The sequence below is a fragment of the Streptomyces daliensis genome (assembly GCF_054782395.1).
The window spans coordinates 1-14,569 of record NZ_BAAGSO010000016.1 but is presented as its reverse complement, the minus strand read 5'-3'; the positions used below and the strand labels follow the sequence as shown (position 1 = coordinate 14,569).

General features: G+C 72.1%; 12 protein-coding genes. 9 read left to right on the top strand and 3 right to left on the bottom strand.

From position 1 onward, the window contains the following. Positions 1-99: 99 nt before the first annotated feature. The gene (locus tag ACYVOO_RS04755) at positions 100-576 is read right to left on the bottom strand and encodes a metallopeptidase family protein (RefSeq protein ID WP_461014380.1); all 477 of its coding nucleotides are present in this window, start codon (positions 574-576) and stop codon (positions 100-102) included. A gap of 279 nt (positions 577-855) precedes the next feature. On the opposite strand from ACYVOO_RS04755, the gene ACYVOO_RS04750 reads away from it, so the two are divergent. The 6 genes from ACYVOO_RS04750 to ACYVOO_RS04725 all read left to right on the top strand — a co-directional run bounded on the left by ACYVOO_RS04750 (position 856) and on the right by ACYVOO_RS04725 (position 7,162). Then, positions 856-1,323, top strand: coding sequence for a DUF3499 domain-containing protein (locus ACYVOO_RS04750; RefSeq protein WP_461014399.1), 468 nt, complete (start codon positions 856-858; stop codon positions 1,321-1,323). Between the two features lie 179 nt (positions 1,324-1,502). Then, complete coding sequence (locus tag ACYVOO_RS04745; RefSeq protein ID WP_461014379.1) at positions 1,503-2,864, top strand: phosphomannomutase/phosphoglucomutase; 1,362 nt, start codon at positions 1,503-1,505, stop codon at positions 2,862-2,864. A gap of 346 nt (positions 2,865-3,210) precedes the next feature. Beyond that, complete coding sequence (locus ACYVOO_RS04740) at positions 3,211-3,384, top strand: Trm112 family protein (protein WP_453350822.1); 174 nt, start codon at positions 3,211-3,213, stop codon at positions 3,382-3,384. A gap of 144 nt (positions 3,385-3,528) precedes the next feature. Further along, the gene (locus tag ACYVOO_RS04735) at positions 3,529-4,806 is read left to right on the top strand and encodes an SIS domain-containing protein (RefSeq protein ID WP_461014378.1); all 1,278 of its coding nucleotides are present in this window, start codon (positions 3,529-3,531) and stop codon (positions 4,804-4,806) included. 91 nt (positions 4,807-4,897) lie between these two features. Next, positions 4,898-6,142, top strand: a complete 1,245-nt coding sequence (manA, locus tag ACYVOO_RS04730; RefSeq protein ID WP_461014377.1) for a mannose-6-phosphate isomerase, class I — start codon at positions 4,898-4,900, stop codon at positions 6,140-6,142. 51 nt (positions 6,143-6,193) lie between these two features. After that, complete coding sequence (locus ACYVOO_RS04725; RefSeq protein ID WP_461014376.1) at positions 6,194-7,162, top strand: cation diffusion facilitator family transporter; 969 nt, start codon at positions 6,194-6,196, stop codon at positions 7,160-7,162. A 109-nt stretch (positions 7,163-7,271) separates the two neighbouring features. Here ACYVOO_RS04725 and ACYVOO_RS04720 read toward each other — a convergent pair whose 3' ends face one another. Further along, on the bottom strand, positions 7,272-9,437 hold the full coding sequence (locus ACYVOO_RS04720; protein ID WP_461014375.1) for a fructose-specific PTS transporter subunit EIIC: 2,166 nt from the start codon (positions 9,435-9,437) through the stop codon (positions 7,272-7,274). A gap of 393 nt (positions 9,438-9,830) precedes the next feature. Here ACYVOO_RS04720 and ahcY point away from each other — a divergent pair, with 393 nt between their 5' ends. Together ahcY and ACYVOO_RS04710 are read left to right on the top strand one after the other, a co-directional pair. Then, positions 9,831-11,297 carry an adenosylhomocysteinase gene (gene ahcY / locus ACYVOO_RS04715; protein WP_453351292.1) on the top strand — a complete coding sequence of 489 codons (1,467 nt, stop codon included), beginning with the start codon at positions 9,831-9,833 and terminating at the stop codon, positions 11,295-11,297. Between the two features lie 144 nt (positions 11,298-11,441). After that, positions 11,442-12,056 carry a hypothetical protein gene (locus ACYVOO_RS04710; protein WP_461014374.1) on the top strand — a complete coding sequence of 205 codons (615 nt, stop codon included), beginning with the start codon at positions 11,442-11,444 and terminating at the stop codon, positions 12,054-12,056. A 55-nt stretch (positions 12,057-12,111) separates the two neighbouring features. Here ACYVOO_RS04710 and ACYVOO_RS04705 read toward each other — a convergent pair whose 3' ends face one another. After that, positions 12,112-13,104 carry an RDD family protein gene (locus ACYVOO_RS04705; RefSeq protein ID WP_461014373.1) on the bottom strand — a complete coding sequence of 331 codons (993 nt, stop codon included), beginning with the start codon at positions 13,102-13,104 and terminating at the stop codon, positions 12,112-12,114. Between the two features lie 133 nt (positions 13,105-13,237). Between ACYVOO_RS04705 and ACYVOO_RS04700 the strand changes: the two genes are divergently transcribed. Further along, positions 13,238-14,245, top strand: coding sequence for a stage II sporulation protein M (locus ACYVOO_RS04700; protein ID WP_461014372.1), 1,008 nt, complete (start codon positions 13,238-13,240; stop codon positions 14,243-14,245). Positions 14,246-14,569: the final 324 nt, after the last annotated feature.

The following is a 14,569-nucleotide window of genomic DNA, read 5'->3' as shown; positions in this document are numbered from 1 at the left end:
CGGGTGGGCGCCTGCCTGCCTGGCCGCCCGTCAGCGCGTACCCGTCCGTAACAGGCCAGCCGGGCGGTTTCGGTCCGACGCGATGGCCGTCCCGCCCCGTCAGTCCTGCCCGTAGCGCGGATCGACCGACTCCGGAGCGAGCCCGAGAAGTTCGGCGACCTGCTCCACCACGACCTCGTGCACGAGCAGTGCCCGTTCGTCGCGGTTGCGTGTGCGGATCTCGACCGGGCGCCGGTAGACGATGACGCGGTCGTGCCCGGAGCCCTCCGCGTAGGCCACCCGGCCCAGCGGTACGACGGCGTCCTCGCCGTCCAGTTCGCCGCTGTCCGCGCGGGGGACCTCCTGGACGGCGAAATCGACCGCCGTGAGCTGCGGCCAGTGCCGCTCCAGGCGGCTGACGGAATCGCGCACCAGGTCGTCGAAGGCATCGGCCCTGCTCACGGCGAGCGGCACCTGCGGCGGTGCCACGGGGCCGCGCATGCCGCGGCCGTGCCGGTCGCGGCGTCGTGGCCGCGCGTCGGACCGTTCGGGCTCGGCGGCCTGGTCGGTCCGGCGAGGCGGTACGGGGGTGCTCATCACCTCTGAGCGTAGCCGCCGCGCGGCCTCCGCATGCGGCTGCCGGGCATTCCCCGCGATGTCGCCGGATGATCGGTGCCGACGGCTTCCGATGTGGATCCGATTGGCTTCCTGTTCGTTCCTGACCAGGCGAGGACCGCCGGACACGCTCTCCCTGACCGTGTATGACCGGCCCGAGGACCGCTTTTCACCGGTTCCGCCACACGCCGCACGCGGACGAGTGAGGGCATACCGGTCTTCCCGCAGATCAGGCGTTCCCGGCGAACCGGGACGACACGACTGAGTGACGTCAGGGCGAGTCGTCGCAGCCCGCTCAAGAGTGCGGTACGGTCCAACGTCGTGAGCCCTGTACGTCGCTGTTCGCGCACCGCATGCGGCCGTCCCGCCGTCGCGACGCTGACGTACGTCTACGCGGACTCCACCGCCGTTCTCGGACCCCTCGCCACCTACGCCGAGCCCCACTGCTACGACCTGTGCTCCGAGCACTCGGAGCGGCTGACGGCCCCCCGGGGCTGGGAGGTCGTCCGGCTCGCCGTGGACACGGGTCCTGCCCGTCCCAGCGGGGACGATCTGGAGGCACTGGCCAACGCCGTGCGCGAGGCGGCCCGTACACCCCAGCGGCGCCGTCAGGACCCGTCGTCCCCCGCGCCCTCGGACGCCGTCGGCGGGCCGAACGGGCGGGACGCCGATCCGATGGAGGTCGCCAGGCGCGGCCATCTGCGGGTCCTCCGCTCGCCCGAGTCCTGAGCCCCGGCCCCGGCCCTCCCCGCTCCCTCCCTCTGCTCTCTCCTCCTGCCCTCTCTCCCCGCCACTCCGCGAGACACAGCGTCCGCCAAGAGTCCTGCCAGGCTCGGCGGGTAGATTTGGGGCCCCATCGGGCCGATGAGGACCCCGAGGACCCCAAGGACTCCATGAGAGGGCTGGCCGTGGCTGATCTGTCGGAGATCGTGAAGGCGTACGACGTGCGCGGCGTCGTACCTGACCAGTGGGACGAAGCGCTGGCCGAGCTGTTCGGCGCCGCCTTCGTCCAGGTCACCGGCGCGAGCGCCATCGTGATCGGGCACGACATGCGGCCCTCGTCGCCGGGACTCGCGCGGGCCTTCGGGCGGGGCGCGGCCGGGCGCGGCGCCGACGTCACCGAGATCGGGCTGTGCTCGACGGACCAGCTCTACTTCGCCAGCGGCGACCTGGACATGCCGGGCGCGATGTTCACCGCGAGCCACAACCCCGCCCGGTACAACGGCATCAAGATGTGCCGCGCGGGCGCCGCGCCCGTCGGCCAGGACACCGGGCTCGCCGAGATCCGCGCCCTGGCCGAGGAGTGGAGCCCGGCGGGCGCGCCGCCCGCGACGGACGCGCCCGAAGGCACCCTCACCCGGCGCGACGTCCTCACCGACTACGCGGCCCACCTGCGCTCCCTCGTCGACCTCACGTCCATCAGGCCGCTGAAGGCCGTCGTCGACGCGGGCAACGGCATGGGCGGCCACACCGTGCCCACGGTCTTCGAGGGGCTGCCCGTCGAGCTGGACCCCATGTACTTCGAGCTGGACGGCACCTTCCCGAACCACGAGGCCAACCCGCTCGACCCGAAGAACATCGTGGACCTCCAGAAGCGGGTCAAGGAGACGGGCGCCGACATCGGCCTGGCCTTCGACGGCGACGCCGACCGCTGCTTCGTCGTCGACGAGAAGGGCGAGCCGGTCGCCCCGTCGGCGATCACCGCGCTCGTCGCGGCCCGCGAGCTGGCCAAGGACCCCGGCGCCACCGTCATCCACAACTGCATCACCTCCTGGTCCGTGCCCGAGGTCGTCAAGGAGAACGGCGGCACGCCCGTCCGCACCCGCGTGGGCCACTCCTTCATCAAGGCCGAGATGGCCAGGACCGGCGCGATCTTCGGCGGCGAGCACTCGGCGCACTACTACTTCCGCGACTTCTGGAACGCCGACACCGGCATGCTGGCCGCGCTCCACGTCCTCGCGGCCCTCGGCGGCCAGGACGGGCCGCTCTCGTCGCTGGTCGCGCAGTACGACCGCTACGCCGCCTCGGGCGAGATCAACAGCACCGTCGACGACCAGACCGCGCGCGCCGCCGCCGTCAGGGCCGCCTACGAGGGCCGCGACGACGTGGAACTCGACGAACTGGACGGCCTGACGGTCACCGCTGCCGACTGGTGGTTCAACCTCCGCGCCTCCAACACCGAGCCCCTGCTGCGGCTGAACGTCGAGGCCCGCGACACGGCGACGATGGAGCGGGTGCGGGACGAGGTGCTCGCGCTGGTGCGGGGGTAGCGGGGCGCTTGGCCCCGGTACTGGTTCTGGGCCGGGCCCGGGCCCGGGTCCCGGCTCTGGTCCCGGCCTGGGTCCGGGTCCGGTTCGGCGCGGGGGCGGGGGCGCGGGGCGCGGGGCTCTCGGGACACGGGTGCGCTGGGCGCGGCCCTGGGACGGGCGCCCCGGCTCCGGTGCCCTGGCCGCCGCCGCGTCCGTCGAGCCGTGCCCGTCGAGCCGTGCCCCGTCGCGGCGCATGCGGCGGGGCGCGCGGCCTCGGCCGTCCGGCGCGCCGCACCCGGCGGTACGCTGACCGCACAGCCGCGCCTGCCGCTGAAAGCCTGGATCTGGAAGTCTGAAAGGGACGTCAATGCCGCTCGAAGCCGGTCTCCTGGAGATTCTCGCCTGCCCGGCGTGCCACTCGCCGCTCCGCGAGGAGGGCGAGGAGCTGATCTGCACCGGCGGCAAGGAGTGCGGCCTCGCGTACCCCGTGCGCGACGGCATCCCCGTCCTCCTCGTCGACGAGGCACGCCGCCCCGCCTGACCGGGCCCCTCCCTCGCCCTCGCCCCGGCGCCCGCTCCCGCCCCGGCCGAGGCCGCTGAGCCGGCAAGCCCGCATCCCGAGCCACAGCCGCACCGCACCACCCATCGCCACGGCAGCAGCAGCTCCGATCGGAGGCTCCGGAAGATGCTCGACGAGTCACTCCTCGACGCTCCCGACGCACTCGCACGCGCCGACGCCCGCGGCCTGCTGCGCGGCGCGGCCGGAGCGGGCGCGCGGGTCCGCACGGGACTGCGGCAGGCCGCCGATTCGGGCCTGACGGAACTGCGCCCCGACGGACGTCCCCGCGCGGTCCTCGTCGCGGGCCCTGGACCCGTCGCCGCCTGCGTCGCCGACCTGCTCGGCGCGCTCGGCAACGGCGCGGCCCCCGTCACCGCGCTCCGCCCCACGGGGCCGCTCGCCGCGCCCGGCGCGCTGAGCTGGTCGCTGCCCGGCTGGGCGGGACCGCTCGACCTGCTCCTCCTCGTGACGCCCGACGGCGCCGAGGCCGGGCTCTCCCTGCTCGTCGAGCAGGCGTACCGGCGCGGCTGCACCGTCGTCGCGGTCGCGCCGCCCGCCACGCCGCTCGGCGCGGCCGTGGGGGAGACCCGCGGCCTGTCCGTCCCGCTCGCGCCCGGCCCCTACGACGCGTACGAGACCGTCGAGGAGTCGCTGCCCGCGCCCCTCGCCCACCCCGAAAAGCCCGCCGACGGGCTCGGCCCCGGGCTCGCCGGCCTCTCCGGGCCGCCTTCGGAGCACGAGCTGGACATTCCGGCCGCTCCGGCACCCCGCGCGCCCCTCCCCATGGCGCCCAGCACCCTGTGGGGACTGCTCACCCCGCTGCTCGTCCTCACCGACAGGCTCGGGCTCGTCGCCGCCGACCACGCCGCGCTGTCGGAGGTCGCCGACCGCCTCGACCGCGTCGCCGAGCGCTGCGGGCCCGCCGTCGAGACGTTCGGCAACACCGCGAAGACGCTCGCCGCCGAACTGGCGGGCGCGCTCCCGCTGCTGTGGAGCGAGGGCGCGGTCGCGGGAGCCGTGGCACGGCACGCCTCGACCGCGCTGACCGCGCTCGCCGGCCGCCCGGCACTCGCCGCCGAACTGCCGGAGGCGATGACGGCGCACGGGGCGCTGCTCAAGGGCACGTTCTCGGCCGGTGCCGACCCCGACGACTTCTTCCGGGACCGCGTCGAGGATCCGGAAGCGCTGCACGTGCGCGTCGTCCTGCTCCGCGAACAGGGCCTGACGGGTGACTCCGCGCTCGTCGCGGCACGGGACCTCGCGTACGCGCACGACGCGCCCCTCAGCGAGCTGGAGGCGACGGAGGGGAGCGGGCCGCTGGAGACGGCGGCCGAGCTGATCGCCACCACCGATTTCGCGGCCGTTTACCTCGCGCTCGCCGGCGGCGAGTCATCATGGGCCTGACCTGATCCTGACCTGATCCTGACCCTGCTGACCCGCAGGCCCCGCAGACCCAGCAGGCCCCGCAGACCCCGAGGAAGCGAAGCAGCACCCTATGGACCGCCTCACCAACACCGTCCGTCCCTACGCCTGGGGATCCACCACCGCCATCCCGGAACTGCTCGGCACCGAGCCCACGGGCGAGCCGCAGGCCGAGATGTGGATGGGCGCCCACCCCGGCGCGCCCTCGCGCGTCGCGGACCGGTCGGGCGGCGGCGCGTACGTCGCGCTGTCGGACGTCATCGGGGCCGATCCGGAGGGCGAGCTGGGCCCCGAGTCGGTACGCGCCTTCGGCCCCCGGCTGCCCTTCCTGCTGAAGGTGCTCGCCGCCGCCTCGCCCCTCTCGCTCCAGGTGCACCCGGACCTGTCGCAGGCGAAGGAGGGCTACGCGGACGAGGAGGCACGCGGCGTCCCGGCCGACGCACCGCACCGCAACTACAAGGACGCCAACCACAAGCCCGAACTCCTCTGCGCCCTCACCCCCTTCGACGGCCTGTGCGGCTTCCGCCCGGCCGAGGAGGCCGCTGACCTGCTCGCGGGGCTGGAGGTGAACGGCCTGAAGCCGTTCGTCGACATCCTGCGCGCCCGCCCGGAGGGCGAGGCGCTGCGCGAGGTGCTGACGGCGGTGCTCACCGCCGAGCGCGAGGAGATGGCCCGCACGGTCGCGGAGGCCGCCGCCGCGGCGTCGAAGCTCGCTGACGGCGGCGCGGCCGACGGCCGCGAGCCTGGTCAGGGCAACCCGCATGCGCGCGCGTACGCCGCCTACGCCTCCGTCGCCCGCCACTACCCCGGCGACCCCGGCGTCATCGCCGCCATGCTCCTCAACTACGTGCGGCTCCAGCCGGGCGAGGCCCTCTACCTCGGCGCGGGCGTCCCGCACGCCTACCTCGACGGCCTCGGCGTCGAGATCATGGCCAACTCCGACAACGTGCTGCGCTGCGGCCTCACCCCGAAGCACGTCGACGTGCCCGAACTGCTGCGCGTCGTCCGCTTCGAGGCCACGCCGCCCGCCGTGCTGCGCCCGGAGGCGGGCCCGGACGGCGCCGAGCGCTACGAGACGCCGACCGACGAGTTCGCGCTCTCCCGCTATGTCCTCGCCCCCGGCGCCGAGCCCCGCGCGCTCGGTGCCCGCACGCCCCAGATCCTCCTCTGTACGGAGGGCAGCGTGCTGGCCGCGCCTACGGGGGAGGAGGCCGGGCAACTCGTCCTGGAGAAGGGGCAGTCCGTGTTCGTACCGGCCGGGGAGCAGGTCCGGGTCTCGGGTGACGGTACGCTCTTCCGCGCCACAGTGGCCGTCTGACAGGGCGGTACGGGGCGCCCGCCCCACGGACAACGGAGGAGTGTTTCGTCAGTGAGTGCATCAGGGGGAACCAAGGCGATCGTCGCCGCGCTCGGAGCCAATCTGGCCATCGCGGTGGCCAAGTTCGTGGCCTTCGCCTTCAGTGGCTCGTCCTCGATGCTGGCGGAGGGCGTCCACTCGCTCGCCGACTCGGGCAACCAGGGACTGCTGCTGCTCGGCGGCAAGAAGGCCAAGAAGGAGGCGAGCGAGGAGCACCCCTTCGGCTACGGCCGTGAGCGCTACATCTACGGCTTCCTCGTCTCCATCGTCCTCTTCACCATCGGCGGCGTCTTCGCGCTCTACGAGGGCTACGAGAAGATCAAGCACCCGCACTCGCTGGAGCACTGGTACTGGCCGGTGGGCGTGCTCGTCTTCGCGATCATCGCGGAGGCGTTCTCGTTCCGTACCGCGATAAAGGAGTCCAACGAGGTACGCGGCAAGCTGAGCTGGGGCCAGTTCATCCGCCGCGCGAAGGCGCCCGAGCTGCCCGTCGTCCTCCTGGAGGACCTGGGCGCGCTGGTCGGCCTCATCCTGGCGCTCGGCGGCGTCGGCATGGCGCTGGCGACGGGCGACGGCGTCTGGGACGGCATCGGCACCCTCTGCATCGGCGTACTGCTGGTGCTGATCGCGATCGTGCTCGCGGCCGAGACGAAGTCGCTGCTCCTGGGCGAGTCGGCCGACCCCGCCGAGCGGGACAAGATCCGCTCCGCGCTCGTCGACGGTGAGACGGTGACGGGCATCATCCACATGCGGACGCTGCACCTCGGGCCCGAGGAACTGCTCGTCGCCGCGAAGGTGGCCGTCCAGCACGACGACACGGCCGGGGAGGTCGCCCGCGCGATCGACGCGGCGGAGGACCGCATCCGCGCGGCGGTGCCGATCGCCCGCGCGATCTACCTGGAGCCGGACATCCTCCGCACGCCTCCGGGGTCCACGGCCGTGCCGTCGGGTCCGTCGGGTCCGTCGGAGAAGCGGGACTGAGGTCCGGTCCGGGGACACCGGAGCTGTGACCGACGAGGGGGCCCGCCGTCCGACCGGACGGCGGGCCCCTCTCGCGTTGCGGTGTCGCACCGGTCACCGGGTCACCGGGTCACTGGATCTCGGCGAGGATCTCCAGGATCGCGGCCTTGCCCTCGGCGTCCTGGAGCCGCTGCCGGAAGCCGGGGTCCATCAGCTTCCTGGACAGCAGCGCGAGGATGCGCAGATGCTCGTCGCCCGCCGCCGCCTCGGGCACGGAGATCATGAAGACCAGCTTGGCCTTCGTACCGTCCAGCGCGCCCCACTCGATGCCCTCGGGCGCCCGCGCGAAGCCCACGACCGGCGCGGACACCGCGTCCGTCTTGGCGTGCGGGATCGCGATCTCCTCACCGAGCCCCGTGGTGCCCTGCTCCTCGCGGGCGAGCGCGACACGGACCAGCTCGTCGGTGTCGGTCACCTTGCCGGTGCCGGCGAGGAGTTCCGCCATCTCCCGGATGGCCGCCACCTTCCCGTCCTCGTCCGCCCTCCCGTCCGCGTTCAGCCGCTCCTTGACGGTCTGCCCGGTGAGGTAGCCGGAGAGCACCTCGGGCTCCCCGTCCGGCGCGCCGACGGAGTCCGACGGAGACACGGACGGAGACGGAGACGCAGCGCCGACGGGCCCCGCGCCCGCACCCGTACCGGCACCCGTATCAGCACCAGCACCAGCACCCGCACCCACGAGCGCGGGCTCGGCCTTCGCGGGAGCGGCAGCCGCAGCCGAGGCGGGGGCGGGGGCCTTCGCGCCCGCGCCCGCACCCTTGCCCAGCGACAGCAGCGCGACGGTCGCCAGCCCCGTCACGGCCGTACCGATCACCACGGCGACGAAGAACATCGCCACCCCGTCGACCGCGCCCAGCACGGCCACGATCGGCCCGCCGTGCGGCACGTTGTCCTTGACCGCCGCGAGCCCGGCGACGGCACCGGCGACGGCGCCGCCCAGCATGTTCGCGGGGATCACCCGCGCCGGACGGGCCGCGGCGAACGGGATCGCGCCCTCCGTGATGCCGAAGAAGCCCATGAACAGCGCCGCGTAGCCCGTCTCCCGCTCCTGCTCGCTGAAGAACCGCCGCCGGATGAGCGTGGCCAGCCCCTGACCGAGCGGCGGTACGGGGATGGCCGCGGCGCACATGCCCATGACCTCGGGGTTCTTGGAGACGAGGCCGGTGCCGAACAGGAACGCGGTCTTGTTGACGGGCCCGCCCATGTCGAAGGCGATCATCAGCCCGAGGATGATGCCGAGCCCCGCCGCACTGGCCCCGGTCATGCCGCCCAGCCACTCGGTGAGGTTCTCGAAGAGCCAGGAGATGGGCCGCCCGATGACGTAGATGAAGAACAGCCCGAGCACCGTCGTCGACAGGATCGGAATCACGATGATCGGCATGATCGGCTGGACGAACTTCGGTACCCGGACCTTCTTGATCCACTGGACCAGATAGCCCGCCAGGAAACCGGTCACGATGGCCCCGATGAAGCCCGCGCCCGACTTGGAGTCGTACAGCTCACCGGTGTTCGCGATCCAGCCGCCGATCATGCCGGGCACGAGCGCGGGCCGGTCCCCGAGCGCGTAGGCGATATAGCCGGACAGGATCGGCACCATGAGCGTGAAGCCGATGGTGCCGACGTCGTTGACGTGCTTCCAGAAGGAGCCGTCGGGGATGACGAGGCCGCCGTCGGCCTGCGGCGTACCGCCGAGCGCGAGCGACACCGCGATCAGCAGCCCGCCGACCACGACGAACGGAATCATGTACGAGACCCCGTTCATCAGCGCCTTGTACACGGCGCTGCGCTCCTTGCCCCCGCCCCCGCCTCCACCGGCCCCGGCCCCGGCACCGGCGGACCCGGCCCCGGAGCCCGGACCGTCGCCGTCCGCTTCGCCCCCGTGCACGGGTGCCTCGCGCACCCTGTCGATCAGCCCGTCCGGATCGCTGATCCCCTCGGACACCCCGACGGCCAGCACTCTCTTGCCGGTGAAACGGCTGCGGTCGACGTCCTTGTCGGCGGCGATGATGATCCCGTCCGCCTGGTTGACATCGTTGTCGGTCAAGACGTTCTCGGCCCCGATGGATCCCTGGGTCTCCACCTTCATGCCGATGCCGCGCGCCTCCGCGGCCTGCGTCAGCTTCTCGGCGGCCATGTACGTATGGGCGATGCCCGTGGGGCACGCGGTCACGGCGAGCAGTTTCAGCCCCGACTCGGCCGCCTTCCCCGCCTCGTCGCGGGGGTCGGCAGAACTGGTCACGTCGTTTCTCCTTGCTTGTCCAGCTTTGCGTGGGGGGATGTGGGGGACATACGGGGATTGGCGCGAACCGGACCTCCCCAGCCGACCTCTCGGGCGGCCGAAAACCGACCCAGTGTCACCCTTGCCCACACCCTAAGCAATCCGCTCGACTGGACGGGCGGTGTAGATTCGTAGAGCACAGACGTCGCTGCTGATGGCGGTCGGCTGGCCCGCACGACGGGCCACCGAGGGAGAGAGGGCCTCCGACGGACTGGGCTGCGACCCGGGGACCCGTATGTCCATGCGGGTGCGCGAGGGCGGCGGTATTTGCCACTCGCGCATCGCTTCGCATACGAGTGCCCATGCGCCGCAGCACGGACCAGAAGCCACAACCCCTCGAGGAGAGCAGCTCGCATGACGACGACCTCCACGACCTCCAACGGCCAGGACTTCAAGGTCGCGGACCTCTCTCTGGCAGCCTTCGGACGCAAGGAAATCAAGCTCGCCGAGCACGAGATGCCCGGCCTGATGGCGATCCGTGAGGAGTACGCGGCCGCCAAGCCCCTCACCGGCGCCCGCGTCACCGGCTCGCTCCACATGACCGTGCAGACGGCCGTGCTGATCGAGACCCTCGTCGCCCTCGGTGCGGAGGTCCGCTGGGCCTCCTGCAACATCTTCTCCACCCAGGACCACGCCGCCGCCGCGGTGGCCGTCGGCCCGAACGGCACCCCGGACAGCCCGCAGGGCGTCCCGGTCTTCGCCTGGAAGGGCGAGACCCTGGAGGAGTACTGGTGGTGCACGGAGCAGGCTCTGACCTGGCCGAACACCCCCACCGGCGGCCCGAACATGATCCTGGACGACGGCGGTGACGCCACCCTCCTCGTCCACAAGGGCGTGGAGTACGAGAAGGCGGGTGCGGCGCCCTCGGTCGACACCGCCGAGAACGACGAGCACCGCGTCATCCTCCAGCTCCTCAACCGCACCCTCAGCGAGAGCCCGCAGAAGTGGACGCAGCTCGCGTCCGAGATCCGCGGCGTCACCGAGGAGACCACGACCGGCGTCCACCGGCTGTACGAGATGCAGCAGGCGGGCTCCCTCCTCTTCCCGGCGATCAACGTCAACGACTCCGTCACCAAGTCGAAGTTCGACAACAAGTACGGCTGCCGCCACTCGCTGATCGACGGCATCAACCGCGCCACCGACGTCCTGATCGGCGGCAAGGTCGCGGTCGTCTTCGGCTACGGCGACGTCGGCAAGGGCTGCGCCGAGTCCCTCCGCGGCCAGGGCGCCCGCGTCCTGATCACGGAGATCGACCCGATCTGCGCCCTCCAGGCGGCCATGGACGGCTACCAGGTCGTGACGCTGGACGATGTCGTCGAGACCGCCGACATCTTCGTCACCACCACGGGCAACAAGGACATCATCATGGCCTCGGACATGGCCAAGATGAAGCACCAGGCGATCGTCGGGAACATCGGTCACTTCGACAACGAGATCGACATGGCCGGTCTCGCCGAGATCCCCGGCATCGTCAAGGACGAGGTCAAGCCGCAGGTCCACACCTGGACCTTCAAGGACGGCAAGACCCTCATCGTCCTGTCCGAGGGCCGTCTGCTGAACCTCGGCAACGCCACCGGGCACCCGTCGTTCGTGATGTCCAACAGCTTCGCGAACCAGACCATCGCCCAGATCGAGCTGTTCACGAAGCCGGAGTCGTACCCGACCGACGTCTACGTGCTTCCGAAGCACCTCGACGAGAAGGTCGCCCGCCTCCACCTGGACGCACTCGGGGTCAAGCTGACCACGCTGCGCCAGGACCAGGCCGACTACATCGGTGTCCCCGTCGAGGGCCCGTACAAGCCGGACCACTACCGCTACTGAGCGGCACCCCGCTCGCCCGCCCCTGCGGCCTGATGGCCCCGTGACCGGCGAGCGCTGAGCCGACAGCTCGCGGAAGAAGGCCCCCCGCCCCCGTGGCGGGGGGTCTTCGGCTTACCGCCGCGCCCCCGCACGTAGAGTCGCCCCATGCCCCGCGGCCGGTATTCGCTCCATGATCCGCACGACCACACCCCCCTCGGAGAAGAACACTTCCACTGCGCCACCGGCCCCTCCGGCTGGCGTTACGTCTCCCAGATCACCACCCCCTCCGGCGACCACGCGGGCTCCGTCGACCTCACCCTCGACGATCTCGGCCGCCCCATCAGGCTCGAACTCCACGCCGCCAGCTGGCAGGTCCGCGGTGCGGCGCTGGACGGCGTCACCTGGGTCCGTAGCGACCCCACGGGCGAGTTCGCTCAAGAGGGCAACGTCCCCGCGCACTCCTTCACGGGCGCGTCCCCGGCGTTTCTCATCGCGACCTCACGGCTGCTGCGACCGGCCCCCGGAGCCCCGGCCACCCGCGTCCGCCTCGTCGCCCTCACACCCCCCGTCCTCGCTCCCCGCACTCTCGACCAGTCCTGGGCGCTGCTGAAAACTGAAGCACACGCCACTGACAACGGCCCTCTGACGGTGGAGAATTACCAGGTCAGCGACCTGGAGACGGGGGAGACGCACGACGTCCACCTCGCCGGCGACGTCGTCCTCGCGGCCCCGGGAATCGAGCTGGAAGACCTCGAATCCCCGCCCTCGACGTTCGGCTGAGCCCTCAGCGCCCGCACCCGCTCAGGGCACCCCGTACGCGCCGGGCCGCGGCCACTCAGGTCGGCGGCACGAACCCGGTACCCGGCCGCTCGGACGCGGGCGCCCGCGGAGGCTCCGCGGGCACCTGCCCCTGTCCGCCCGCGATCTCCGCGGAGGCGGCCCCGGGCACAGCCTGCGAACCGGTCGTCGCCGCACCGTCCCCCGGCTCCGTCACCCAGCCCGTCGCGGCACCGGAACCCGGGGCGGGCTCCGACGGCGCTGCGTAGCCGCCCGGCGCGCCAGGAGGCGCGGCAGCGGCCCCCGCGCCGAAGGCACGCTGCGACTCCCGCGTCTGCCGCTCAGCGACCACACCGGCCAGATAAGCGGTCGGCGGCACCCCCTCGGGCACCGGAGCCCCGGTCCAGGCGGCGACGTCCGAGGCGAGCCGCTGGGCCATCGACAGGCTCACCGCCTCATCGAGCTGCCCGGCCCGCATCAGGTACTGCCGTACGGCCAGCCACAGCCCGTCCGGCACGCGCGACAGATCCAGTTCCCCGAACCGGCCCGCCAGCCACGGCGGCGGAGGCGGCACCGGCGCCCCCTGCGCGACGGGCACGCGCTCCCGCACGACCAGGGTCCCCGCGAAGACATCGCCCACCCGACGGCCACGCGCGGACACCAGCGACGCGGCACAGGCCAATACACCGAAGGAGAGCTGGATCTCGACGACCCCGATCGCGCCGCGTACCAACGCGTGCCGGAACCGCACCGGCCCTCCGTCCTCGCGCACCACCCGCATCCCGCACACCAGTTTCCCCACGGAACGCCCCCGGCTCAGCGTCTCCACGGCTATCGGCACTCCGACCAGCACCAGCAGAAACAGCGCGACCTGGACGGCGGCCACAGCAGCCGCGTCGAGCGAGGCCGTAGCGGCGAGCAGCACGAGGGACAGCAGCACGTAGAGGGTCCAGGCCAGCAGCAGGTCGAGAAAGACGGCCAGAGCCCTGGACGGCAGCCGAGCGGGGCGCAGCCCCAGTACGACCGCGTCCCCCGTCACAAGTTCACTCACCGGCGCGTCCTCCCTCATGGCCTTTCGCGGCCCCGCTGTTTGATGGCCCCGCCCCACAGATCCGTGCCTCTGGCGCTGAAGCGCACCATGAACAGTCTGCCGCCAGCCCGCTGCTGTCTGCCAAGCTCTCCCCATGGACCTGGATGTCTTCGTCTCCGCCCACCGCGCGGAGTGGGACCGGCTGGAAGAACTGCTGCACCGGCGCCGCCGACTGACGGGCGCCGAGGCCGACGAGCTGGTCACCCTCTACCAGCGCACCGCCACCCACCTCTCCCAGGTCCAGTCGAGCGCCCCCGACCCGGCCCTCACCGGCCGCCTCACCGCTCTGGTCGCGCGCGCCCGCAGCGCCGTGACGGGCCCTCGTACGGCCTCCTGGCGCGACGCGGGGCGCTTCTTCGTCGCGGGCTTCCCCGCGGCCGTCTACCGCAGCCGCCACTGGTGGGTGCCGACGACGCTCCTCTCGGTCGTCATAACCGCGCTCATCGCCTGGTGGATAGGCACCCACCCCGAAGTCCAGGCGTCGATCGGCGCCCCTGACGAGCTGCGCGAGATGACCCGCCCCGGCGGCCAGTACGAGTCGTACTACTCCAGCCACCCCGCCTCGTCCTTCGCGGCCCAGGTCTGGACGAACAACGCCCAGGCCACCGCCATCTGCCTCGCCTTCGGCGCCTTTCTCGGCATCCCGGTGCTGTGGGTGCTGTTCCAGAATCTGCTCAACCTCGGCATCGGCATCGGCCTGATGGAGTCCGCGGGACGCCTGGACATCTTCCTCGGCCTGCTCCTCCCGCACGGTCTGCTGGAGCTGACGGCAGTCTTCGTCGCGGCGGGTACGGGCCTGCGACTCGGCTGGACGGTCATCGACCCGGGCCCCCGGAGCCGCCGCACCGCCCTGGCCGAGGAGGGCCGCGCCGCCATCGGCATGGCCATCGGCCTTGCCGCCGTCCTCTTCGTCTCCGGCGTCATCGAGGGCTTCGTGACCCCTTCGGGCCTTCCTACGTGGGCCCGCGTCACCATCGGCGTCGTCGCCGAACTCGCCTTCCTGGCCTACGTGTACGTGCTCGGAGGACGGGCGGCGAAGGCGGGAGAGACGGGTGATGTGGGTGCTGCGGACCGCGCTGCCGAGGTGCCTACGGCGGCTTGATGTGCATGCACCCGTGCGGACCTGTTACTGTTCTCGCCGCCCTGGAAAAGCGTTGACAGCGGGATTTCAGGGCAGTAGATTCGAACGGTTGCCCCGAGTTGGACGAACTCGCAAGCAACAGTTAGTCTCTTCATCGCTTCGGAAAAACGAGACTCGGTTCTCCGGGAATTCGAAAGAGAAGCGGCCCCGCCGACAGGGGAAAGTCGGAATCGGATTTCGGCCGGAAACGGCCGGGAAACGGATCTGATAGAGTCGGAGACACCGAAAGGGAAGCGCCCGGAGGAAAGCCCGAGAGGGTGAGTACAAAGGAAGCGTCCGTTTCTT

Excerpts from the sequence above, each read along its gene's own strand:
- ACYVOO_RS04755 (WP_461014380.1), bottom strand. The coding sequence starts at position 576 with ATGAGCACCCCCGTACCGCCTCGCCGGACCGACCAGGCCGCCGAGCCC.
- ACYVOO_RS04740 (WP_453350822.1), top strand. The coding sequence starts at position 3,211 with ATGCCGCTCGAAGCCGGTCTCCTGGAGATTCTCGCCTGCCCGGCGTGC.
- ACYVOO_RS04735 (WP_461014378.1), top strand. The coding sequence starts at position 3,529 with ATGCTCGACGAGTCACTCCTCGACGCTCCCGACGCACTCGCACGCGCC.
- manA (WP_461014377.1), top strand. The coding sequence starts at position 4,898 with ATGGACCGCCTCACCAACACCGTCCGTCCCTACGCCTGGGGATCCACC.
- ahcY (WP_453351292.1), top strand. The coding sequence starts at position 9,831 with ATGACGACGACCTCCACGACCTCCAACGGCCAGGACTTCAAGGTCGCG.
- ACYVOO_RS04710 (WP_461014374.1), top strand. The coding sequence starts at position 11,442 with ATGCCCCGCGGCCGGTATTCGCTCCATGATCCGCACGACCACACCCCC.
- ACYVOO_RS04700 (WP_461014372.1), top strand. The coding sequence starts at position 13,238 with ATGGACCTGGATGTCTTCGTCTCCGCCCACCGCGCGGAGTGGGACCGG.